At 34.2% G+C, this 26,104-nt stretch carries 10 protein-coding genes; 8 read left to right on the forward strand and 2 right to left on the reverse strand.

The window, feature by feature from the left end; translation table 11 throughout:
- Nucleotides 1-18 precede the first annotated feature (18 nt).
- Nucleotides 19-357, reverse strand: a complete 339-nt coding sequence (locus E0F76_RS02805; protein WP_132001028.1) for an L-rhamnose mutarotase — start codon at nt 355-357, stop codon at nt 19-21.
- 28 nt (nt 358-385) lie between these two features.
- Nucleotides 386-2,029, reverse strand: coding sequence for an alpha-L-fucosidase (locus tag E0F76_RS02810; RefSeq protein ID WP_132001030.1), 1,644 nt, complete (start codon nt 2,027-2,029; stop codon nt 386-388).
- A gap of 253 nt (nt 2,030-2,282) precedes the next feature.
- On the opposite strand from E0F76_RS02810, the gene E0F76_RS02815 reads away from it, so the two are divergent.
- From E0F76_RS02815 to E0F76_RS02850, 8 genes are all read left to right on the forward strand, one after another.
- Nucleotides 2,283-3,161 carry a helix-turn-helix domain-containing protein gene (locus E0F76_RS02815; RefSeq protein WP_132001032.1) on the forward strand — a complete coding sequence of 293 codons (879 nt, stop codon included), beginning with the start codon at nt 2,283-2,285 and terminating at the stop codon, nt 3,159-3,161.
- Between the two features lie 467 nt (nt 3,162-3,628).
- A complete protein-coding gene (locus tag E0F76_RS02820; protein ID WP_246021967.1) occupies nt 3,629-4,087 on the forward strand; it encodes a hypothetical protein in 459 nt (152 codons plus the stop codon).
- A gap of 155 nt (nt 4,088-4,242) precedes the next feature.
- Nucleotides 4,243-5,532, forward strand: a complete 1,290-nt coding sequence (locus E0F76_RS02825; RefSeq protein ID WP_132001034.1) for a hypothetical protein — start codon at nt 4,243-4,245, stop codon at nt 5,530-5,532.
- A gap of 164 nt (nt 5,533-5,696) precedes the next feature.
- Entirely contained in the window at nt 5,697-7,082 is a 1,386-nt protein-coding gene (locus E0F76_RS02830; protein ID WP_165932622.1) for a T9SS type B sorting domain-containing protein, read from the forward strand.
- 1 nt (nt 7,083) lies between these two features.
- Nucleotides 7,084-10,029, forward strand: coding sequence for a PorP/SprF family type IX secretion system membrane protein (locus E0F76_RS02835; protein WP_132001038.1), 2,946 nt, complete (start codon nt 7,084-7,086; stop codon nt 10,027-10,029).
- A 150-nt stretch (nt 10,030-10,179) separates the two neighbouring features.
- Nucleotides 10,180-23,457, forward strand: coding sequence for a T9SS type B sorting domain-containing protein (locus E0F76_RS02840; RefSeq protein WP_132001040.1), 13,278 nt, complete (start codon nt 10,180-10,182; stop codon nt 23,455-23,457).
- A gap of 45 nt (nt 23,458-23,502) precedes the next feature.
- The gene (locus tag E0F76_RS02845) at nt 23,503-24,465 is read left to right on the forward strand and encodes a PorP/SprF family type IX secretion system membrane protein (RefSeq protein ID WP_132001042.1); all 963 of its coding nucleotides are present in this window, start codon (nt 23,503-23,505) and stop codon (nt 24,463-24,465) included.
- A gap of 379 nt (nt 24,466-24,844) precedes the next feature.
- Nucleotides 24,845-26,032, forward strand: a complete 1,188-nt coding sequence (locus tag E0F76_RS02850; protein WP_132001044.1) for a phosphoglycerate kinase — start codon at nt 24,845-24,847, stop codon at nt 26,030-26,032.
- Nucleotides 26,033-26,104 lie beyond the last annotated feature (72 nt).

The raw sequence follows: 26,104 nt of genomic DNA on the forward strand, positions 1-26,104 counted from the left end.
TTGAAATGAGGTTGTGAATTAAGGTAATTTATAAATTTGTTCCATTTCTATCCATTTTTCACCAGCTTTGGCACTTGGAGGAGCTTGTTGAAATTGCCACATCAGTTTTTCCCATTCTTGTACTTTTGGATTGGTGGCATCCATTTTTTGTTTGCGTTCTGGAGTATAGGTTTTGTCCACTTCCATAATCATAAACAATCGATTGGCAACGATATAAATTTCCATATCAATAATTCCTGCATCTTTGATGCTTTTAGTGATTTCAGGCCAAACTGCTTCGTGGTACTTTTTATATTGCTCTATTAATTTTGGATTATCCGCTAAATCACAGGCATAACATATTTTTCTTGAAGTCATAAATTTAAGTTTTTAAATTAAATTGCCTTTATATAATCTCCAAAACATTAGCATATGAAGCTTCTGGTTTCTGACTTGGAAAGTATACTTCAAGAGTATCTGAATTTTGTTTAAACTTCAATTTTTCTCCTGTACTCACCAGTTTTATCTGTGTGATTTTATCTGTATGATGTGGGCTTGATTTCCCTAGACTTTTAATAATTGCAGTACCGCTTTCAGGCCAAGCCATTACAGTTGTATAAAGTGTTTTGTCTTTTTGTGCAAAACGAATATCTTCTGATGTGTAAGGTTTTCCTTTTCCTTCGTTAAAACCTTGAGCAGTCAATGCTCCTGCACTTTCCTGTTGTGGGCCTTCGCCAAATATTTTCCATGGACGGGTTCCATAAATACTTTTGCTATTTAATTTCATCCAAACACCTATTTCCGTAACAATATCACGCTCTAATTCATCGATACTTCCATCTCCTCGCACAGGAATATTAAGCATCAAATTTCCATTTTTACTAACCACATCTATCAGTGTATGAATAACTGTTTTAGCCGATTTGTAACGTTTTCTATTGTAAACATCTCTATCATAGTGCCAGTTTCCAAGGCAAGTATCTGTTTGCCAAGGCAAGGGTTCAATAGCATTACTTTGGCCTTTTTCAATATCCCAAACTATGGCCTTTTTTTGTTGTTCATCTAATATTTTACCAGTAATTACTGCCTGAACAGCGTTGTTTTTTTGGAGACTTTTATTGTACATGTGTGCCGTGATCCGTAAACCTGCATCACTCACTGGCCAAAGCGGTACTGCAGTATCATCAAAATAAATCATATCAGGATTGTACTTATCAATCAAATCAATGGCTCTATCATGAAATTTTTCTATGTAGCGTTCCGAAGGTATTGAAGCACCGTCTTTCCAGTCCCATTGACTGTGTACAGATGACCTATCAGAAGGTTTTGTACTTAATGGATGATTTTGTACATACAAATCTTGAGGATCTAAACCTTCCCACCAAGTTCCTTTTCCATCAACCTTAGTCAATTTACCATCATAAGGAACACCTGCAAAAGCACCATCTTTATCTGCACCCTGAGAAGTATCAAACCAATTCCAAGCATGAGCCGCATGAACACTTACTGCAAATGGAAGACCAGCTTTTCGCGCGGCTTTTTCCCATCCGCCAATAATATCCTTTTTAGGTCCCATTTTAGTCGAATTCCAATTGGGTTGGTATTTACTGTCATACAAATCCAAATTATCATGGTGATTGGCCATTGCCATAAAATATTTTGCCCCAGAGTTTTTGTATAAATTCACCAATTCTTCTGGGTTCCAATTATCAGCTTTCCAAACATTGATGATATCTTTAAAACCAAATTTGGATGGATGTCCATATTTTTCGACATGAAATTTATACTGTCTTGAACCTTCCTGATACATGCCACGACCATACCAATCTCCAGCTTCAGGTTCACATTGAGGTCCCCAATGTGCCCACATTCCAAATTTAGCGTCCCGAAACCAATCGGGCACTTGATATTTGCTCAAAGAATCCCAATTTGGTTCAAAAAACCCTTTAAAAGCAGGAGTATTAAGAATTGTAGATTGACCTAACAAAGGAGACAAATAAAGTCCAGCTAAAGCCGACACACCAAGTTTTAAAGCATTTCTTCTGTCCATTTTTTTATGATTTGAATACTAATTTATACATTTCCGATTTATCCAATTTATTTTAATGTTAAATTTTGTTCTAAAAATAACCTTAAAGTAATTTTATAACAACAATTTTCCATGTAAATTTGATTATTAGTTTTTTTAACCTTTAATTTTTGAATTTATTAAAAACAAATATAACTTAGTCGCAACTAATCATTTTTATTCAAAAACGATTTTTTTTTATTCAAAAACGATTTTTTTATAATTTAATGTTATTATGGCAAAAAACACTTTTAAACATTCATTTTCCTTATTACACATTGATTATGTGAAACTTAACAACAACTGGAATTTCAATAATGTAATTAGTCCGTATTATCGACTGTATTACATCGATGAAGGTATGGGGTCCATTTCAAACAGTTCGGATAAATTTATTTTAGAACCCGGTTACTTATACCTGATTCCAAGTTTTACCATTTGCAATTTGAATTGTGATGAATATTTGAGTCAATATTTTATTCAGTTTTTTGAGGAAACACCAGATGGAATTTCGTTGTTCAATCAAAATAGAAATGTGATCAAATTAGTCGCTACCGAAACTGATATTGTTCTTATCAAGCAAATGTTGTATCACAACCCAAGCAGAGGAATTAACCGTTCAAACAATCCAAAAGTGTATGAAAAAGAAGTGTATTACAAGGAATATCAATCTCTTAACAATGAACTCAAACCGTATCTAAAGTTTGAAAACCAAGGAACATTATTTCTTTTGATTTCTAAGTTTTTAAACACTAAAAATTTCAAACAAAACACTCCTCAAAGTACGCCCTCAAAAATTTTGGATACTATGAGTTATGTGCAACTCCATTTAGATGAAAATCTAACTGTGGCGGAATTAGCCAATAGAGTCAATCAGAATCAAGATTATTTTTCAAAACAATTTCTGATTCATACTGGGCAAAGACCTTTAAATTATATTCATGAAAAAAAGATAGAAAGGGCACAATACCTCATTGCCACCACTGATAAAACATTCTTGGAAATCGCTATGGATACAGGATTTTCTAATTTACCTCACTTTTCAAAAGTATTCAAACAAATGGTTAGCCTGACTCCGGGAGAATACCGTCATCAAAATTGTCATTTGAAATAAATATTTTTGGTGTTTTCTAATGCTTTCTTACTCGAACAGAGGTATAAATTTTTTTTAAAAGAGTTATTGAGATTATCAATTTCAAATATTTTCTTTTATGGTGTTGAATTTTTGCTGGTGTCATGTATTAAATTAGTTGCCGTAAGAATCTACTTTGTCAGGCAGGTTTTTTAGTTTTTAAAATAACTATTAAAAATAGTAGTATTCGACAAAAAGTATAATTTATAAAACAATTCTTTAAAATTATAATATATACTTATAAGTGTCGAAAAGTGTAAATTTAAAATTATTATTTTCAATTTCCATAACTAATTCAGTTATAACACCCTCGACAAAACACAGATTTATCCGATAAAAAACAATATAAAATTCATTTTGTAATCTTTTTGGCTTAAAAAACCAATTTATTTTTGATTTTATAGATTTTAATTATATATATTTGTTTTATAACTATAATATAGATTCAAATGATGAAAAGTAAAAGTTTAATTTTTAGTGTTATTTTGATAATAATCTTTAATAGCATCAATGCTCAAAATAAAAATTCAAAAGCACCACAAAGTATAATAAGTAAGTCCGCAAATATTAAGAAATATTATGATCTAAAAGAATTACAAGAGCTTAATAAAGGGCAATTAATAGAATTGTATACTGAGCGTATGAAAGTTCTTGTAAAGACATTACCTTATATCGCCTTAGCTACAAAATCAGGAGTGACAATGGTAGATTTAGGCATACCCGTAGATTCTCAAAACAAAAAAAACTTTGAAAATCAAGAAAAAGCGATTGAAGATTTTATTGAATCAATGGTTAGTTTTCAGACAAATATAATGCCTTACTCTGATAAAAAAAATCTAATTACAGCTATTATATTTTATGAAAGCACATTAAAATCTTGGTACGAATTAAGAGAATCCAATGAGTAAAAAATAACTAAATGCGTTTTTTTACTTTTATTTTATAAAAATAGTTTAGCAATAAATAGGCTTTATTTTCAACTTATCATAATTACAATCTAAAATGGATGATAACAAAAAATAAATAATAACAAAATGAAAAGTTTAAATTTAATATTTATCACATGAAAAATTCTACTCTAATTATAGGTATACTTCTCTTAGTCTTTTGTGGCGCAAATGCACAACAAGAAAAAGGAATTGTAGGGCTTACAAACTGGTTAAACAAATGGACAGAATTCAACCCTAATAAAGTGGAATATGGTGAAGCGAATCAAATATTAGCAGGAAATATCTCTGAAAATACTAAGTTGTACAAAAAAAATATTTATGAATTACAAGGCAATGTATTTGTAACCAAAAATGCAACTCTAACCATTGAGCCTGGAACGATAATAATTGGTAATTATGAATCTAAAGGAACATTAATAATCACAAAAGGGGCAACATTAATTGCTGATGGCTTGGAAACCGATCCAATTATATTTACTTCTAACAGAAGTATAAAAAAGGCTGGAGATTGGGGTGGAATAATTATTCTAGGGGATGCACCAACCAATAAATTTGGCAACCTAGCTAGTTTAAGTTATGATTTAGATCCAGTTTTATCCCTTTATGGAGGAACTAATTCTGATAGTAATTCTGGTGTTTTAAGATATGTTAGAATAGAATATGCAGGGAAAAAAATAAAAGGAAGTAGTAATTTTAATTCACTTTTATTGGCTGGAGTAGGGAAAAAAACAATAGTAGGAAACATAATGGTAAGCTTTTCTGCCGGAAATTCCTATGAAATTGATGGAGGAGAGCTTAGTTTAGACAAGCTGATTTCTTATAAGGCTATAGCCAATGATTATAAATTTAATTATGGAACACAATGTTTCATAAACAATTCGCTAGCTATTCGGTCTTCTTATTTATCAAGTAACACGGGTTCAAGATGTTTAGATATCGCTTCTTATACTAAAAAAGAAGAAGTAAATTTCACTAAAAAACAAACATTCGTTACTGCGACAAATTTAACATTAATTAATAATAGCAATAATTTAAGTGCGGATATTCAATCGGGTTTAGTTAAAGAAGCCGTATATATTGGAGAAAACACTAACCTTGAATTTAAAAGAACGGTTATTTCAGGTTTTAATCCAGCAATAGTATTGAATTCTGAAATTGAAATTAATGATGAGCATTTAAATAAAATAAAATTAGAAAAAACTTATTTTAATTTATGTAAGGGGAACATATTTTTAGAATACAATTCTAATAACGAGGATTTAGAAAATTGGTATGGAAATGCTGCCTTTTCTAATGTTTACTCTCAAGCGGAAAATAACGAGACATTTGTGGATTCTTTTAATAATAAAAGTCCAGATTATAGATTGAGAATGGGTAGAATAACAGTATCAAACGATGACTAATAACCTCTTTTTGTATGGAATAAAATTATATTAAGAAATAGCTTTTGGGGGAGCAATTAAAACTATTGCGTATGATATGTATTTTAAAAAAGCTTAAATGTACAAGTGTTGATAATTTAAAAAAGATTATAATTATTATATTACTATTTTTAACATGCAACAAGGTGGTATATTCTCAATCTATAATTCCTCAGAAATTACCTTTTGTTAAAATTTGTGCTCAATCTGATTTCAATACTTTTGAAGCTAATTTTAAATTTTCAGGATTTCCCGCTTTGACTACATTTTCAATTGAACTTTCAGATGACAAGGGGAGTTTTTCGAACCCGATATTGACTACTATAATTTCGATTGTAAATGTTTCTGCTTCAGAAAAAGTAATTTCTTTTACAGTACCTACTACCTTAATCGGTTCTGAAACATATAAATTAAGAGTTAAAAGTTCAACAGGAATTAGTAGTAATGAATTTAGTTCGTTTGACCTTAAAACTTCTTTTCCGGCTTATTATAAACCGTTTTCACAACCTTTTTACATTAATAATCAGCTACCAAATGCAAGTTTTTGTAATGGAGGAAATATGACTCTTGCAATAGATAATCCTACTCCAAATAAACCGGGTTCTTCACCAGCAATTTTTCCAGAATTAAAATACAAATGGTACAAAAATAACCTATTGATGTCAGGGGAAAGAGCTAGTTCATTAAATGTAAACGCTGTTGGTATTTATCATGTAGAAATAGATTATGGTTCCTGTTCAGATGCTAATTTTCGTTCTCAAGACGTAACGGTTAGTACAAGTTCTGGATCTTTTTCTACAATAACCTCTAGCCTATCCAACCCATTATGTTTTAACGCTGGTGCAACTACATTAACTGCATCAACGGGAAAATCCTATTTGTGGAAAAAAAACAATGTAGTGATTTCGGGAGCAATTGGTCAAACCTATCAAACCAATTCAGCAGGTAGATATACTGTTGATATAGATTATGGTGGATGTAAATCTACCGGAACAATTGATTTGGAAGTTTTTAAAATGACAAGTACAATCGATATTCCAGAAAAAAGTACAATAAGTGAAGGTAGTTCAAAAACGGTGACTGTAACCACAAATGCATTGAATCCAGAGTATAAATGGTATTTAAATGGAGTTTTAATTCCTGGAGCTGCATCAAGCTCTTATACCCTGACTGGCATAGGGAATTATAAAGTTAGTACAACTCAAACTTCAGGATGTTTTACTACAAACGAAATGCTATTTACAATAAACACGATTGTAGATACAAACTCAATTGACATTCCAAATTTAATCAGTCCAAATAACGATGGAATAAATGATCTTTGGATTATTCCACAAGAATATATTAGTGGAACTAAAACCCAAGTTGTTTTGATGAATTCTTTTGGTGAAATAGTATTAAAAACGGATGATTATCAAAATAATTGGCCGGAAAATGGGATGAATTTAAAAAACACAAATTCTGTCTATTATTATATCATTACTTCTCAAGGGGGTAATGTAAAAAAAGGTTCAATAACTATAGTAAAATAAGATGAGTAGGTGTTTTATAGTTATATTAGTATTTTTCTGTACGATGCAGATGGTTTATTCTCAAGAGGATGGAATTGTTGCGTTTACACTCCCGGTTAGGAATTCATTGAAATTTAATAAATTTATTATAAATCCCACTTTTAGTTTTGTAAGAGAACAAAGTCCTGTGCTAAGTTTGTATAGTAAAAAACAATGGGTACAATTTGACAATGCACCTCAAACTTTTTTGTTTAGTTATTCAGGAAGAATTTTAGAAAATTCGGGAGCGTCACTTGGATTTTTTCAGCAAGATTATGGTCTTTTAACTACTTTTGGCGCAGTTGCAAATTTCGCACAGAACATTACATTGCAGGAAGATAGTAACCTGACATTTGGATTAAATTTAGGATTCTACAAAAGCGGATTAAATAAAGGCAAAGTAATTTCTAACTATCCAGATCCTTCATTAGAAAACATCCCAGCAAATTCTTTATTTACCGTAAATCCAGGAATAAATTATGGAACCGCCTTTTTTGATTTTGGGGTATCTATGAATAATCTTATTTTATATAATCTTAATACATCAAAAATTATTAAAAATAATCCTGAAAGAACTACAGAAGCGCACATTATGTATACAGGCTTTATTGATTCCTTTGATTTTTTTGATGGAAGTAAATTTTCAGGCTTGATTAAAACGGAAGTAAAAAAAGATAAAACTATCTTTTCAGGATTAGCAATGTTAACATTACTTAAAGGAATTTGGGCACAAGCAGGTTATAATTCGCTTTACGGAATGTCTGGAGGAATTGGTTTAAATATAACTCCAAAAATAGCAATGGAGTATAATTATGAAAGAGGAACTGGAAATTTATCAAATTTTGGGGCTTCTCATGAAATTGTTTTTGCCTATAAATTTAAAAACAAAAAATACGACTACGGTGATGATGAGGACGAAGGGTCAATTATCCCAGCCGCTTCTGATAGAAAGAGTAGTTCAGGAAAACCTGTATCAAAAGCATCCTATAATGAATATTTGATATACAAAGAACAAAAGGAGGCCAAAATAAAAGCGAATAAAGAAGCAGGCGAGAAGTCTAAATCTGATACTAAATTGAATGCCGATTCAGAAGGAGCTACAAAAGCAAAATTAGCCGAAGAAGCCAGATTGAAATCGGATGCTGATGCCAAAGCCAAACTATTGGCCGATGCCAAATCGAAAGCCGATTCAGAAGCAGCTACAAAAGCAAAATTGGCCGAAGAAGCCAGATTGAAATCGGATGCTGATGCCAAAGCCAAACTATTGGCCGATGCCAAATTAAAAGCCGATTCAGAAGCAGCTACAAAAGCAAAATTGGCCGAAGAAGCCAGATTGAAAGCGGATGCTGATGCCAAAGCCAAACTATTGGCCGATGCCAAATTAAAAGCCGATTCAGAAGCAGCTACAAAAGCAAAATTGGCCGAAGAAGCCAGATTGAAAGCGGATGCTGATGCCAAAGCCAAACTATTGGCCGATGCCAAATCGAAAGCCGATTTAGATGCAGCTACAAAAGCAAAATTGGCCGAAGRATCCAGATTGAAATCGGATGCTGATGCCAAAGCCAAACTATTGGCCGATGCCAAATTGAAAGCCGATTTAGATGCAGCTWCAAAAGCAAAATTGGCCGAAGAAGCCAGATTGAAAGCGGATGCTGATGCCAAAGCCAAACTATTGGCCGATGCCAAATTGAAAGCCGATTTAGATGCAGCTWCAAAAGCAAAATTGGCCGAAGAAGCCAGATTGAAATCGGATGCTGATGCCAAAGCCAAACTATTGGCTGATGCCAAATTGAAAGCCGATTTAGATGCAGCTACAAAAGCAAAATTGGCCGAAGAAKCCAGATTGAAATCGGATGCTGATGCCAAAGCCAAACTATTGGCCGACGCCAAATTGAAAGCCGATTTAGATGCAGCTACAAAAGCAAAATTGGCCGAAGAAGCCAGATTGAAATCGGATGCTGATGCCAAAGCCAAACTATTGGCCGATGCCAAATTGAAAGCCGATTTAGATGCAGCTACAAAAGCAAAATTGGCTGAAGAAGCCAGATTAGCAGCAATTCCTAAAGATGAAAATGCCAAATCTATAGATAATTTGACTAAAATAGTTGCAGATACGAAAAAGGAACAACAAGATTTATTGAAACAGTTAACTAAAAAAGTTTCCGATAAAATAAATGCCTTGAAAGAATTGAAAGAGGAAAATGATTTGAGCGAGAAAGGTATTTTTAAAGAGCCAAAAGCATTCAAAAGTATTACTGCAGAAAACACAGCTTTGGAAAGTTTAAAATCTCAAATCTTAGATGTGAATAAAAATCAGAAAGAGAAAATTGTAGAATTAGATGAATTATACAAAAAAAGGATTAAAAAAGGTGTCGATTTAAATGATGAAACAAATAAATATTATTTAAAAACAATTGAAAATCTTAAAGTTGATTACGTTAAAGCAATACAATCAAACATAGATTTAGTTTCTGCTTTAGAAAAAATAAATGTTGATACCGAGATAGAGAAAAAGCGACGAATTAAAAAAGCAGCTTTTGCGAATAATCAAGATCGATATTTGGAAGATGTAGCAACATTAAAAAGGATAAAGCAAAATACAGCAATTAGCATAACACCATTAAAAGAATCCGATTTTGATTTTGGAGAAAAGCAGTCGAATGTTCAAGTTTTAAAAGATATTAAAAATGCAGAAAAAGGATTTTATCTTGTAATTGCTGTACATGAGGATGTATCAAAAAGAGATGAATTTTTAACAAAAACCGTTTCCTCTGGCCAGTCTAATGTTGAATTCTTCTATGACGTCAAATCAGGTAAATATTTTATTTATTATGATAAATTTGATTCGATAGAAATAGCGCAAAGAGCAATGGAAACAAAAGAGAATAAACCATATAATAGTAAAATGTCTGTGGTTAAAATTGAATAAAATTAGACAGATTGATTTTTATATAATGGGATTAAAAAAACAAATCGTCTTTTAGTTTTAAGTTTTTATAAAATATAATATTAAGTTACTTAATTATTTCAAAAACCCCATTGGAGTAATTTAAAAAGCAAAGATCTAAACATAAACACCATGAAAAAAACTATTTTTTCAAGAACAACTTTGGTCGTTTTATTACTTCTATTAGGGGTTATTTCATATGGACAAAATTTTGTTCCTTTTACTCCTAGATATGATAAAACACTTAAGGGAGATATACTTCTTATAGGGAATAACATCCTTAGTAAGGACGCAACAAGTAATTATAACACTACAGGTCAGGCGAATAACCAGATTGATCCTATGGTAAATGTTGATATTGACACTGACCCAACTACTTTTAATTCAAGTAGTGCAGATATGGCAATTCCTAATCCGGGTTGTTTTAAAATTGTATATGCTGGCCTTTATTGGAGTGCCGTTGTTAAAGGGAGTGAACCAATTACTACTATTAAATTAAAAACGCCTGGAGCGGCAGCATATTTACCTATTACAGGGACTCAAATATATTTTCAAAACGCAGCAAATAATAATAATTCAAATTCATATGCTTGTTATGCAGATGTTACCGCTTTGGTAACCAGTCTTTCTAATCCACAAGGAACTTTTACGGTTGCTAATGTATCGTCACTAACAGGAAATAAACCGAATGCAGAAGGACTTTCTGCTGGCTGGTCGCTTTTTGTTGTTTATGAAGATCCAACTTTGCCTAGTAAGTACATTACCTCTTTTGACGGATACAGCAGAATAGATCAAAACAATCCCCAAAATATTTCTGTTTCGGGTTTTAAAACAATACCAGTTGGCCCTGTACGTGCCAAATATGCTTTTAGTGCTATTGAAGGAGACAATCCTTACACTGGAGATTTTTTGCAAATTAATGGCGCTGTCATAAGTGCAATCAATGGAGCAGGAACAGTAATTCGTCCTCCGAATAATTTTTTCAACAGCTCAGTTTCCTATATAAATAGCCTTACAAATACACCCGAACTTTTTACTACAAGAAATCCGGCAAGTATAAATACTCTGGGGTTTGATGCCGGGATTCTAAGTATCCCAAATGCTGGAAACACGGTAATTAAAAATGGAGATACTTCGGCAACGATTCGTTTGGGTAGTAGTTTGGATATTTATTATTTTTATTTTAATGCTTTTGCTGTTGATGTTATCGAACCAAAGATTGTACTTACAAAAACGGTTTGGGATAATTCAGGAGCAAATATTGGCAATCAAAATGTGGTCTTAGGACAACAACTGAATTATGTTATTGGTCTTCAAAACAAAGGAAATGACAATGCCACTTCGCTAACCATTCGCGACCGTCTCCCTATAAATGTTATTTTTAATTATCCTGCAGATATTGTGAATTTGCCTGCAGGTGTAACAGTTAGTAGTTACAATCCTGCAACAAGAGATATTAATTTCAATATTAGTAATTCGATTGTTAAGGTTGGCGATGCTCTAAAGGAAATTCGTTTTAAAGTACAAGTTGTACCATTGTGTAATATGTTGAGTGATGCCTGTTCGAACATTATTGACAATATTGCGTATGCAACTTATAAAGGGTCGATAAATACTTCTTTTACCATTTCAGACGACCCCAGTTTTGATGTTAATACTGGATGTCTATTGGTGCCAAAAGCTACTAATTTCCTAGTGGATATTGATAACTGTCTTTTTACAAAGAATGAGGTTTTGTGTGGAGCTAGTGTTGATATAAAAGCAGCAAATGGATACGATTCTTATTCTTGGTCATCAAGTCCAACGGGTACCCCCGTTATTGGTACTAACCAAACACTTACAGTAACCAATCCAGGTAAATACTATGTGCATAATACTGCAATTGCACCATGTTTGTCTATTAATCAAGTAGTGACTGTAACTACGTTTGGAGGTACATTGACCAATCCAGTAATCCCTTTTGCAGATGAAGTCGTAACTTGTCCGAATGATGGAAAAAAACTTCCGAATATTTTTTTATGTGGAGCTAATGCTTTTAGAGATATTAAAACGGGTATTTCAGATGGTTCGGTTATCGTTTGGGAAAAGTTAAATGAAGCAAGTTGTACGGCGGTAGTTAATATAGATTGTGCAAACGAGAGCAATAGTTGTACCTGGTCGCAAGTTGGTTCTGGTCCAAATTATCAGGCAAATGCATCGGGTCAATATAGAGTAACTTTAAATTATCCAGGTGGATGTTTTAATCGTTATTATTTCAATGTTTATCAAAATTTATTAAACCCTACAGCGGTTACAAATGATATTATTTGTAATACTCCAGGTAAAATAACCGTCGGTGGTGTTCCTTCAGGTTATGAATATAGTTTGAAAGCTGCAGGTCCTTGGCAATCGAGTAATGTTTTTGCAATCAACGGACCTAATTCCTATACCGTATACCTTAAACAAACAGGAAATGCACAAAATCTTTGTGTTTTTAGTGTGCCAAATATTCTAATCAGAAAAAGAGATTTTACAGTAACACCAGTTATAACACAACCTTTTTGTCACGGGGACAAAGGAAATATAACGCTACAAATCAACGATGTTCAACCTCAATATTTTGTAACCGTAAAGCAAGCAGGAGTAACTATTTTCAGTTCTGGGCCAGATTCAAGTAATACCTATCATTTTAATAATCTTAATCCAGGTCAATATGATTATACAATAAGCACTGATGATGGTTGTACTACAAACTTGAGTGCTACAATTGTAGAACCAGCTGTTATTAAAGCAACTTCGGCATTGACAAAACCATTAACGTGTACTGATGGTGAAATTACGGTAACACCAACTGGCGGAACTCCTCCTTATTCTTATTTTGTCAACAGCACTACTGTTTTTCAAGGAACGCCACAAATAATTGTTACCAATCCGCTTCCACCAGGTGGAATTTACACGATAAAAGTAGTTGATTCCAATAACTGTGAAACTACAACTTCCATTACAGTATCAGCTACTATGCCACCAGCATTTTCAATCGCTAAAACTGATGTATTATGTGCGGGAACAAATACTGGAGTAATTACCATAAATGTTAGTAATGCTAATGGAAATACTTTGCGTTATAGCATTGACAATGGAGTTACATTTATTAATTCTAATGTTTTTAGTGGTTTGGCAGCAGGTAATTATGCGGTAGTAGTCGAATCTACATTGGCAGGTGATGTATGTCTTTCAGCACCACAAACAATAACCATAATTCCAACTTCTCCAATCACAGGTACAGCAACTTTGACAACACCTTATACATGTGGAGGAACCGCAACCATTACTGCATCAGCAAGTGGAGGAACCGCACCTTATTCTTATAGTATAGATGGAGTGACATTTCAAACAAATACTGTGTTTTCAGGATTGTATGCTGGTACCTATTCAATTACAATAAAGGATTCAAAAAATTGTACTTACACCATAAATCCTTCAATAGTTGTTTCTGCTTTAAAAGCGCCAACAGATTTAACAATTACAGCAACAGATTTGATTTGCCCAGAAAATGTTTCACATGTAAACATAGCTGGTGTTGATGGGATTTCACCACTGCGTTATAGAATAATTAGTGCTCCTTCAACGTATGCTGTTACTACAGTACCAAGTCCATATAATGCAGATGGGGAGTTTAAATATTTGCCAGGAGGAGTTTATGTTTTTGAAGTAAAAGATAGAAATGATTGTATTTATCAAGAAACTTACAATTTAGTTCCAATACCACCAATTTCAGTTACTGGTACTTTAATAAATAATGTAAAATGCTATAATTCAGCAACTGGAGCTATTAAATTTGATGTGTCTGGAAACTTTACGGGTGGTAGCAAAGTTTACTCCTATAGCATTTCTGGGCCAATAAGCAGTTCTGCAATAAATCAAACGGCACCAACAATTCTATTAAATAATCTCCTCGCAGGAACTTATACCATCACTGTAACAGATAAAAAAACAGGATGTACAGATTCCGCATCAGTAACAATTAATCAATCAGCAGCTGCATTAGTATTGGGTACTACTGTTTCTCCAATAAAATGCAGTTCTAATGGAAGTGTGGTTGCCAATGCTACAGGAGGATGGGGAGGAAACACTTTCACACTTAGCCAACCAGACGCAACAATTATTGGTCCTCAAGCTAGTACTACTTTTGTTAATTTAACTCAAATAGGATCGTATAAAGTTACCGTTACTGATACTAATGGATGTTCAGTAACAGATACATTTACATTAGCAGCCTCAACAACTCCCACAATAAGTATAGCTGGTTCCGATTTGTGTTATGATACTACCAATCAGGCAACGATAATAGTTACAACTTCGGGAGGAGTAAGCCCATATCAATATAGTATTAATAATGGTACTTCTTACCAAACCAGTACTACCTTTAGCAATTTAATACCGGGAAATTATACTGCACTTGTTAAGGATGCTTTCGGTTGTATATCCACTGCTTTACCACTAACAATTGCTCCACAATTGATTGTGAAGACTGTTTTAACTAAAGATTTAGACTGTTCCGCTTCGCCTGATGCATTGATTACAGGAACTATTACCGGAGGAACTTCAGGTTTTAAATATGCGGTTTCTATTAATGGAGGTGTTTATAGTGCTCCAGTTGCTGTTGTTGGAAATACATTCACGTATTCTGTTAGCTCTTCATCGGTAGTAGCATCTACAACTTATCAATTTCAGGTTACTGATTTAAATAATTGCCCAGCTCAATCTGGAATTATTACCATTAAGCCAATATTAGTTTATCCATCAGCTTCAGTTAGTACTGTGAGTCCGACTTGTAACGGTTCATCAAACGGAAGTGTTACTCTTGGAGCAAGTTTAGGAGTTGCGCCATATACCTATAGTTTTAACGGAAGTCCATTTACATCAACCACTTTATATACTGGATTAAGCGCTGGCGTTGCCTATTATTATCAGGTAAAAGACAGTAAAGAATGTGTGTCGCCAATGGGTTCTATTACTTTAACACAACCAATAGCGATTACGGGTTCCACTGCAATAACAACTCCATACACATGTACTGGAAATGGAGTGATAACAGTAACTGCTTCAGGAGGTAAAGCTCCCTATTCGTATAGTATTGATGGAGTAACATTCCAAGCTGGGAACACTTTTTCGGGATTGACCAATGGTAGTTATGTTTTTACTATTAAAGATGCTAGCAATTGTACACAGGTATTGCCAACAGTCATTATCGAAGCATTAACACCACCAAAAGATTTAGCATTTGCTGCAAGTAGTTTAACTTGTCCAAGTAATACCTCAAATGTTACCATTACCACAACAGGCGGCGCTTTGCCATTGACTTATCAAATAGTGTCACCAATTGCTGGTGTTTCTCAAGGCTCAAATGTATTTAATGGATTGGCACCTGGCAGCTATGCTTTCCAAGTTACCGATTCAAAAGAGTGTACTTACCAGGAATTTTACATTATAAAAGCATTGGCACCAATAACTGTGAAGGGAGTAGTTGTCAATAATGTAAAATGTTTTGGATCTTCAACTGCTTCAGTAAATTATACTGTTTCAGGCACAACTGCATATTCTTATAGAATTAATCTTGCTACTTGGATTACTGGACAAACGGCTTCTTCCATCAATCTTACTAATTTGGCCGCAGGAGTTTACTCGATAGAAATCAAAGATGATGCAACAACATGTACTGGAACAACATCGGTAACAGTTCAATCGCCAACTGCAGCATTGACTGTAACAACAACAGTTACACCAATTAAATGTGGTTCTAACGGAAATGTAACAGTTAATGCCACAGGAGGATGGGGAGGAAATAGTTACACACTTACACTGCCTGACGCAACAATTATTGGACCTCAAGCCAGTACTACTTTTGCTAATTTAACCCAAATAGGAACTTATACCGCTACAGTAATGGATAGTAATGGGTGTATAGTTTCATCCAATTTTACATTAACAACCCCAATTGCCCCAACTGCAAGTATTGTTGGTTCCGATTTATGTTATGATACTAGCAATCAGGCCACCATTATAGTTACAGCCTCTGGAGGAGTAAGCCCTTATCAATATAGTATTAACAATGGAACTTCGTACCAAGCAAGTACTACTTTTAGTAATTTAACACCAGGAAATTATACCATACTAGTAAAAGATTCATTTGGATGTACATCTACTGCATTTGCACAAAATATAGCAACACAATTAAATGTAAATACAGTTTTAACCAAAGATTTAGACTGTTCTGCATCGCCAGACGCTGTAATAACTGGAACTATCGCAGGTGGAACTTCAGGGTTTAACTATTCAGTTTCAATAAATGGTGGAGCTTATAGTGCTCCAGTTTCGGTTGTGGGAAATATATTCGCCTATTCTGTAACAGCATCTTCTGTAGTTGCAGCTACAACCTATCAATTTCAGGTAACCGATATTAATAATTGTCCAGCTACATCAGGAATAATTACCATTAAACCGATATCGATACCAGCGATTACGGCTGTAAATCAAACGCAACAAATTTATTGTAACAGCGACACTACTGCAGCTATAAATGTTGTGATTAATTCAGCAGTTGGTACAGCACCTTATGTAATCAATGTTTTGAATACCACTACTGGAACAAATTATGGTACTCAAACTTCAGGTTTAGCAGCGGGTAATTATACCATTACAATTACAGATGCTAAATTATGTACTGATACAAAATTGATTATTATAAATGAACCTGTTGCACTTACATCCTCGGTTACTTATACTGATATTACATGTACTGGAACGGGTACCTCTTTAGGATCTATTACTGGAACTCCATCGGGAGGTGTTTCACTATACACCTATACTCTTACAAATAATGTAGGCGCTGTTGTTGGGCCGCCAACAATTGTAGCGGGATCGTATACATTCGATATTATTAATTTTGGTGTTTATGAATTGAGCTTTACCGATGCGAATTCCTGTACCGTTAAAAAGACAATTAACATCGCTTCGCCTCCAAAGGATTTATTAATAAACACCACTTCAGGACCAGCATCGTGTACTACGGCATCAGTAGTTGTTAGTGTGAATCCATTTATTATTGGAGGACCCTACCATTTTGCTTTGTTTCCAATAAATTCAGGATTTACACCACCTTATGAATATGCTACAAATACAGGATCTTATCAAAATGCCGATGCTGGATTTCCGCTACAGGCTACTTTTTCTGGTTTGAATCCGGGCGTTATCTATTCTTTTATAGTTTATGATGAAGCAACAAATTGTTATTATTTTAAACAAGCAACTTCGCCAACTCAAACTGCATCGACCTTAACAAGTACAGTTAGTCCAAAAAATGTAACTTGTAAAGGAGCAAATAATGGAACTATTGATTTTACTTTTACTAATACTTATCCTGCTTTAACAAATGTTAGTTACGAAGTGTTTAATTCTCAAACGAATTTGACTACGGGAATAAATGGTACTGTAAGCGTTTTAACCGGAGGGCCTGTTACAAGTACTGTAACAGGAATTGGCCCATTAGCACTGGGAACTTATTATTTATTATTTAAAGAAATTAGTGGTGGTGCAAATAATGGTTGTACGAATGCTTCGGAAACATTTACCATTACCGAATCGGCAGTTGCTTTATCAGTAAGTGCATCGGTTATAAAAACTGAAAATTGTAATGCACCGGGTCAAATTTCAGTGCTTGGACAGGGAGGAACACCCTCTTATACGTATCAAGTAGTAGTAAGTACCGATCCAATTCCAACAGCTTTAACTCCAGGATGGGTAGCATCAAACACATTTAACTTAGCTGCGGGTAGTTATTCTGCTTACGTTAAAGATGCCAATGCTTGTATTATTGGAACACCAATTAGTGTACTATTAGACCCATCTCCAGTAATTGTTGCGACAGTAAACAATCAATGTACTGCAACTGAAGGTAATTTTGCTATAGATGTTACTTTGCCAACAGCAGGTATTGCTCCTTACAGTTTTAGTATTGATGGAGGTGTTTTCCAAACAAAAGCAGTCCCATTTACAATTGCTAATGTATCATCAGGTGTTCATACAATTGAAGTGAAAGATTTTAATGGATGCGGAAATCTAGTTTCAGTTCCAGTTCTAGCACCATTAGGAATGACTTCAGCTATTACGGCTTTGCCAACTTGTGCAACAAATGATGGTGTGATTACAGTGAATACTACTGGCGGATCAGGAACTTATAATTATTCGATAGCGCCAAATCCAGCATCAATAACTTTAGCTGGAAATGTGTTTTCAGGCGTACCAGCAGGAACCTATACCGTAACTATTACAGATATTTCAAGCACTTGTACAAAATCGGTACCAGTTACTTTGTCTGCACCAACCCCAGTAACCTTTAGCACCACAAATACTGATGTTAGTTGTGCTGGAGGTAGTAATGGTTCAATAACTGTCGATTTACCAATATCGAATGATAATCCTCCCTATACTTATGAGATTACTGCACCTATAATTGTTGCGGCTCAAAACTCCAATATTTTTACTGGATTAGCAGCAGGAACTTATACTGTAAAAGTAAATTCTGGTAGAGGTTGTTCAGCAATCAATAATTCAATAGTAGTTGGTCAACCACTAGCTTTAGCTGTTGATGCTTCATCAGCTGCATCGCCTTTTGGTTGTGCTGTCGATAATACGGTAAAAACAGCTACTGTAACAATTAATACCAAAGTTGGAACAGGTACAGCACCCTACACTTATAGTATAGATGGAACGAATTACTTTACCACAAATACTTTTACTATCAATGATAATGGAACTTCGTATAACTTAACTGTATTTATTAAAGATGCTAATGGATGTCTAGCAACTGGCAGTATTCCAATTACCACATTGCCAAAAATTACAGCTGCAAATGCTACTGTAAATGCAGCAATTGATTGTAATAACACAGGATCATTGATTGTAAATGTAGCAGGAGGTTCAGGAAACTTTACCTACCAAATGTTGCCAAGTAGTTCTGCTCAGTTATCAAACGTATTTGCTGTATCTACGCCAGGAGATTATTATTTCAGAGTAAATGATGTAACCACAGCTTGTTATTTTGATACAGCAGCATTTACAGTTGCACCGTTTAACACTATTAATGTAGTAGCAGCTGCAACTGCTCCGGTGACTTGCTTTGGAGATGCAAATGGCGCAATATCCATTAATGTAACTGGCTATTTAGGTGCTTATAGCTATGAAGTATTTAATAATTTAGGTGCTTCTGTAAAGGGTCCAATTGTAGCCAATACAACAACAAACCCACAGTCAATTTCAGGATTATTAGCTGGAAATTACACCGTAGTTGTGAAAGAAACAGTAAGTCCATTCTGCACGAAAACTTCAAATGTAGTAACTGTTGGTTCTCCAAGTTCATCAGTATCATTGTCATTTCTAACAGTTAATGATAACTGTAATGTAAATGCGGGACAAATAGTTGCTGAGGCAAAAGGCGGAACAACTCCTTATTTATTTCAAATTTTACCAGCATCTATTGCAGCTCCATTAGTGATAAGTCCAGGTTGGACAAATACCAACACATTAAACGCTGAATCTGGGGATTATGTGATTTATGTTAAAGACGCTAATGATTGTACTCAATCACTACCGGTGGCTATAGGGCTTGATCCAACACCAGTTATTGCAGTCTCTATAACTTCAGCAAATCAATGTTCAGCAACTGAAGGTAATTTTGCCATAAATGTAACAGTACCAGCGGCTGGTATTGCACCTTATAGCTTTAGTATTGATGGTGGCGTTTTCCAAAATCAAACAGTTCCATTTACGGTATCTAATTTATCTTCAGGAGTTCATACAGTGGAAGGAAAAGATGTTAATGGTTGTGGAAATCAAGCGTCAGTTACTATTCAACCACCATTAGGACTGACTCCCGTAATAACGGCATTACCAACATGTGCAACAAATGATGGTGTAATCACAGTGAATGCAAATGGAGGAGCAGGTACTTATACCTATTTTATAGCTCCACATCTAGGATCAATAACATTAATAGGGAATGTGTTTTCTAATGTCCCTGCAGGGAATTATACTGTTTTTATTTTAGATGCCACAACGACTTGTACGAAATCGGCAGCTGTTACATTATCAGCTCCAACCCCAGTAACTTTTTCAACAGCGGTCAAAGATGTAAGTTGTAATGGAAACAATGATGGAATAATTACGGTTTCATTATTGCCCGGAAACGACAATCCAACGTATACCTATGAGATTACGGCACCAATAGTTGTTGCAGCTCAAAACTCCAATATTTTTACAGGATTAGCTGCTGGAACTTACACTGTAAAAGTAAATTCGGGCAGAGGATGTTCAACGTCTAATAATTCAGTAATCGTTAATCAGCCAACACTTTTAACCGTAGATGCTTCTTCGTCTTTTAGCCAGTTTGGATGTAGGGTTAATAATACTGCAAGTACAGCAACAGTTACCATAAATGCTACCATTGGTACAGGAACTGCTCCCTATAGTTACAGTATCGATGGAACGAATTATTTTACCACAAACACTTTTAGTATTGTTGATAACGGAACTGCTTATAATTTACCAATTTATATCAAAGATTTGAATGGATGTTCAGCATCCAGTACTATTGCAATAACACCATTACCAAAAATAACGGTATCCGCAGTAGCTATTGTAACACCAATTGATTGTAAGAATACAGGTTCTATTGCGATTACTGTTTCAGGAGGTTCTGGTAATTTTAGTTATCAAATGTTGCCAAATGGTTTGCCTCAAGCCTCTAACATTTTTAATGTAATAAATCCAGGAAGTTATTATTTTAGAGTAACAGATACCACTACAACTTGTTATTTTGATACTGCTGAATTTGTAGTTACACCATTCGATACCATTGATGTTATAGCAACAGCGACAACTCCATTGACTTGTTTTGGAGATTCAAATGGAGCTCTAGAGATAAATGTTTCTGGATACACAGGCGCGTATACTTATCAAGTATTAGATAGAACAAGTGCAGTTGTTACTTCTGGATCAGGAAATACAACAACAAATCCACAACTTATATCTGGATTGACAGGGGGCAATTACACGGTAGTAGTTTCAGAATCAAATTCTCCTTTCTGTAAAATGTCTTCAAACACGGTCACAATAAATTCACCAGCTTTACCATTGACCGTTATAGCAACCGAAACATCGAGTGTAAGCTGTAGTAATAATCAAGGAACAATTAACGCCGTTGGAACTGGAGGTTGGGGTTCATTACAATATGAATTAGTGGGACCAATAAATGTACCTTATTCGACTAATAATCTATTCACTAATTTGAGTGCTGGAAGTTATAGTGTCAATGTAAAAGACAGTAAAGGATGCATTACTTCATCTGCGCCTGTAATTCTTAGTTTGCCTACTCCAATTGCTATAACAGCTTCATCTAGTACTCCTTTATTATTGTGCTATGGTGACAAAAACGCAACTATTACTGTTACGAATACCACTGGCGGTCAAGGAGGTAATTATTCTTACATTTTGAATACCACTTCGGCTACACCCCCAACAAGTTCTGGACCACAGTCTTCTACTGTGTTTGCTGGATTAGGAGTTGGAACTTATACCGTAACCGCAATAGATGGATGGAATTGTAGCCAAGTTTCAACACCAATTACCATTGCCCAACCAACTGAAATAATAGCAAGTTTAACATTAGCCAGTTCTCAAACGTGTTTAAATAAAGCTACTTTAAAATTAAGTGCTTCAGGAGGAACAGGTACTTATGTATATAGTGCAGATGGCATTGCCTATAACCCAACTAACTTTGCTACATCTATTACAATCCCAGTTGCTCCTGGAATTTATCATTATTACGTTAAGGATGCAAACGGATGTACAAGTGTTATTTCTAATGACATCGAAATTGTCCCTATGCCAATTTTAACTATCAATTTGGATCTTTCCAATGCAAAAATTAATTGTTATGGTGATAATACGGGTGTTATAGTAGCAAAAGCCGAAGGAGGTCTTGGCAATTATGTATATTCATTATTGGATGCAAATGGTGTTGCAGTAAGTCCTGCTCCAATGCAATCCAGTCCGGGCGTTTTTGTTCAACTAACTGTAGGCACTTACAAAGTACATGTGGTGAGTGGAGATTGTAATAAAACAACCGCTTCTATAACCATAAACCAACCTACTTTGCCACTTGTTGCTCCTTACGTTACAACAGATGTTAGCTGTAGTGGTGCTTCAAATGGGCAAATTGTAATTAATGCTTCTGGAGGAACGGGTATCATTAAATATGCTATTTCACCCAATTTGGATCAATTTTTCGACACCAATACTTTTAAAGATCTTAGTCCGAACAATTATAGTGTAATAGTTCAGGATGTATTGGGTTGTTATTTAACTTTCAACTTCCAAATAGATGAACCTTTGCCATTGCAAGCAACATTAATTTCAGGATCAATATTTCCTGAAGTTTGTTCAGGAGATAACGATGGGGAATTTAGTATTGAGATTAGTGGAGGAACTTCGTCCTATAAAGTAAGTCTTGATAAACAAAATGGACCATTCGTATCGGGAGCTATAGGGCAAACTGATTTTACTTTCAAAAACTTAAAAGGAGGAACTCATATTGTATATATTCTAGACGCTATGAGTTGTAGTACTAATTTGACGGTGGTTTTACCAGATCCTGTTTCTTTAAAACCTGTAGCGATAGTTGAATATGATTGTTTGAATAATTTACCAACCAACTCAGTTACGGTAAAAGTAGATTCAAGTATTTTGCCTGCAGATGTAGATTATGCATTGGATGGAATAGCTCCATTTCAAACAAGCAATTTGTTTACAAATGTACCTTCTGGCAGCCATTTTATAAGTGCAAGACACACAAATGGTTGTATTCAGAAAACCCAAAATTTCACTATTCTTCAAATAAATACTTTGGCAGTGATTTTGAACAATGGAGGGTTAAATGAGATTGTTGCCACAACAACTGGGGGTTCAGGTTCGTATCATTATACTTTTAATGGAACTTCCACTGGAACCAGCAATACTTATATCTATTATAGTACAGGAGATTACACAGTTGAGGTTGTAGATAGTGAAGGTTGTACAGCAAAAGATACTAAGGTATTCACGTTTATCGACATTAATATTCCAAATGTATTTACACCAGACGGTGATGGAAATAACGACACTTGGGGTCCAACAAATACAGCAAATTACCCGGATATCTTATATCATATTTATGATCGTTACGGACGTATTGTTGGAACCTATCATAGGGATCAATTTTGGGATGGGAAATACAACGGTTTCGAGTTGCCTTCTGGAGATTATTGGTATACTTTGAGGCTTAATAATGACAAAGACGGAAGAGAATTTGTGGGCCATTTTACCCTTTACAGGTAATGTATAAAATCAAATACGCTATTGTCTCCAATTAAAACGAATTAAATGAAAAATATAATTATATCATTTCTACTCCTTACTGTAACTTTTAGTTATGGTCAAGAGCTAAACATACCAGTAGCCACTCAATATTTGGCTGACAATCCATTTGTGATTTCGCCCACTTTTGCGGGTATTGGTGATAATCTTAGAATAAGAGCCAATGGAATGAAGCAGTGGGTTGGAATTAAAGATTCTCCAGAAAACCAATCCGTTTATGCCGATTTTAGAATAGCCGATCAATCTGGAGTTGGAGTATCTTTTTACAATGATAAAAACGGATACACCAGTCAATCAGGAGCCAAATTCTCTTTTGCACATCATATCATTTTAAATTATTATACCAAGCAATATTTATCTTTTGGATTGTCTTTTAATGTAAATAATTTCAAAATTGATATATCCCAACTTGTTCCAAATACGTACGATCCAAGTATTACAGACGATAGATTTACATCAAATAAAAACTTTGATGTTGGCTTATTGTATCGAAATAAAGAGTTTTACTTCAGTTTTAATGCAGGTAATATTTTAGATAAAAATCTCGATAAATTTTCTGGAATTAAGTTAGAACCGCGTTTGCTTCGCAATTACCAAATTTATTCAGGATATGTAATCAAAACTCAAAATTGGTCTGAACTAGAACCTTCAGTATTTTTTCAATATTTTGAAAGCGATGGACGTTCGAGTACAGATCTTAATATTAAATACAGAAAATACAATAACAACAATGATTATTATTGGGGCGGAATGACGTATCGTTTTTTGAATGATCAAATCTTAAAACCATTAGCGTTAGGACCTATGTTTGGTTTTAAAAAATCAGGGTTTTATTTTGGATATTCATATCAAATTACACTCAATCAATTGGCGGCTTTTAACTCAGGAACTCATGTTGTAACAATAGGATTCGATTTCCTTGCCAACATTAGTAATTGTCCTTGTACGCAAAGCCCAGTACACGATTAAAAACTGATTAAGTTATGTCGAAATTTACTTTTTTAAGTGTTTCTTATTATTCTTAATTAGTCATAGTAAGGATTCTGTCCAAAAAATTTATTACAACTGAATTAGTCTTTTAGAAAAGTAACAGAAAAGTCAAGATCTTTCGATTCTAATGTTTTATGAATAGGTTATCCAAAAAATAAGTTTTTAATAAGGTTGTATTTTTTTGAAAGAGTATTTTAGAAATTATATAAAAATCAAGAAAAGATAAAAAACAGATTATTTTTGCTTAATTACATCGTTTTCGATAATAAATAGTGCCGTTTTTAAAATAATTCTTAATTCTAAGTTCCTGAAAAGTTCTATATTTGTACCACTTTAAAAAAATAAAAACAGACACACAATGAAAACCATAAACGATTTCAATTTTAAAAACAAAAAAGCAATAATTAGAGTAGATTTTAACGTCCCTTTGGACGAAAATTTTAATGTTACAGATGCTACTCGTATCGAAGCTGCAAAACAAACGATAGATAAAATTCTTGCCGATGGAGGAAGTGTGATTTTAATGTCTCACTTAGGAAGACCAAAAGGAGTGGAAGAAAAATATTCTTTAAAACATATTTTAAAAACTGCAAGTGATATTCTTGAAGTTCCAGTTCAATTTGCTTCAAATTGTGTTGGAGTGGAAGCTAAAACAGCTTCAGATCAATTGCAAGCGGGTCAAGTTTTATTGTTAGAAAATTTACGTTTTCATGCTGAAGAAGAAGCAGGAGATATGGCATTTGCTAAGGAATTAGCGTCATTAGGCGATATTTATGTAAATGATGCTTTTGGAACTGCACATAGAGCACATGCTTCTACAACAATAATTGCACAGTTTTTCCCAACTGAAAAATGTTTTGGACTTTTATTGGCCAAAGAAATCGAAAGCTTAAATAAAGTTTTAAAAGATTCTAAAAAACCAGTAACAGCTATTCTTGGTGGATCAAAAGTATCTTCAAAGATCACGGTTATCGAAAACATTTTAGATAAGGTAGACCACATGATAATAGGAGGTGGAATGACATTTACTTTCGTTAAAGCATTGGGAGGTAAAGTAGGAAACTCTATTTGTGAGGACGATAAACAAGAATTAGCATTAGAAATTCTGCGATTGGCCAAAGAAAAAGGAGTTCAGATTCACATTCCAGTTGACGTTGTAGCTGCAGATGATTTTTCCGCTACTGCAAATACTCAAATTGTAGATGTTCGTGAAATTCCTGATGGATGGGAAGGACTTGATGCAGGACCAAAATCATTAGCAAACTTCAAAAAAGTAATATTAGAATCAAAAACAATCCTATGGAATGGTCCTCTAGGTGTATTCGAAATTGATAAATTTGCTAACGGAACTATCGAATTAGGGAACTTCATTGCAGAAGCTACAGCAAACGGTGCTTTTTCACTTGTTGGTGGAGGAGATTCAGTTGCAGCAGTAAAACAATTTGGATTTGAACACAAAGTAAGTTACGTTTCTACAGGTGGTGGAGCGATGCTAGAAATGCTTGAAGGAAGGGTTTTACCTGGAATCGCAGCTATTTTAGAATAAAAAACACATATTTAACAATATTTATTAAAAAATGTAGTTATTACATATTATGTTTGCACAGATTTTGATTGT

The organism is Flavobacterium cellulosilyticum, assembly GCF_004349355.1.
In the GTDB taxonomy this organism is placed as follows: domain Bacteria; phylum Bacteroidota; class Bacteroidia; order Flavobacteriales; family Flavobacteriaceae; genus Flavobacterium; species Flavobacterium cellulosilyticum.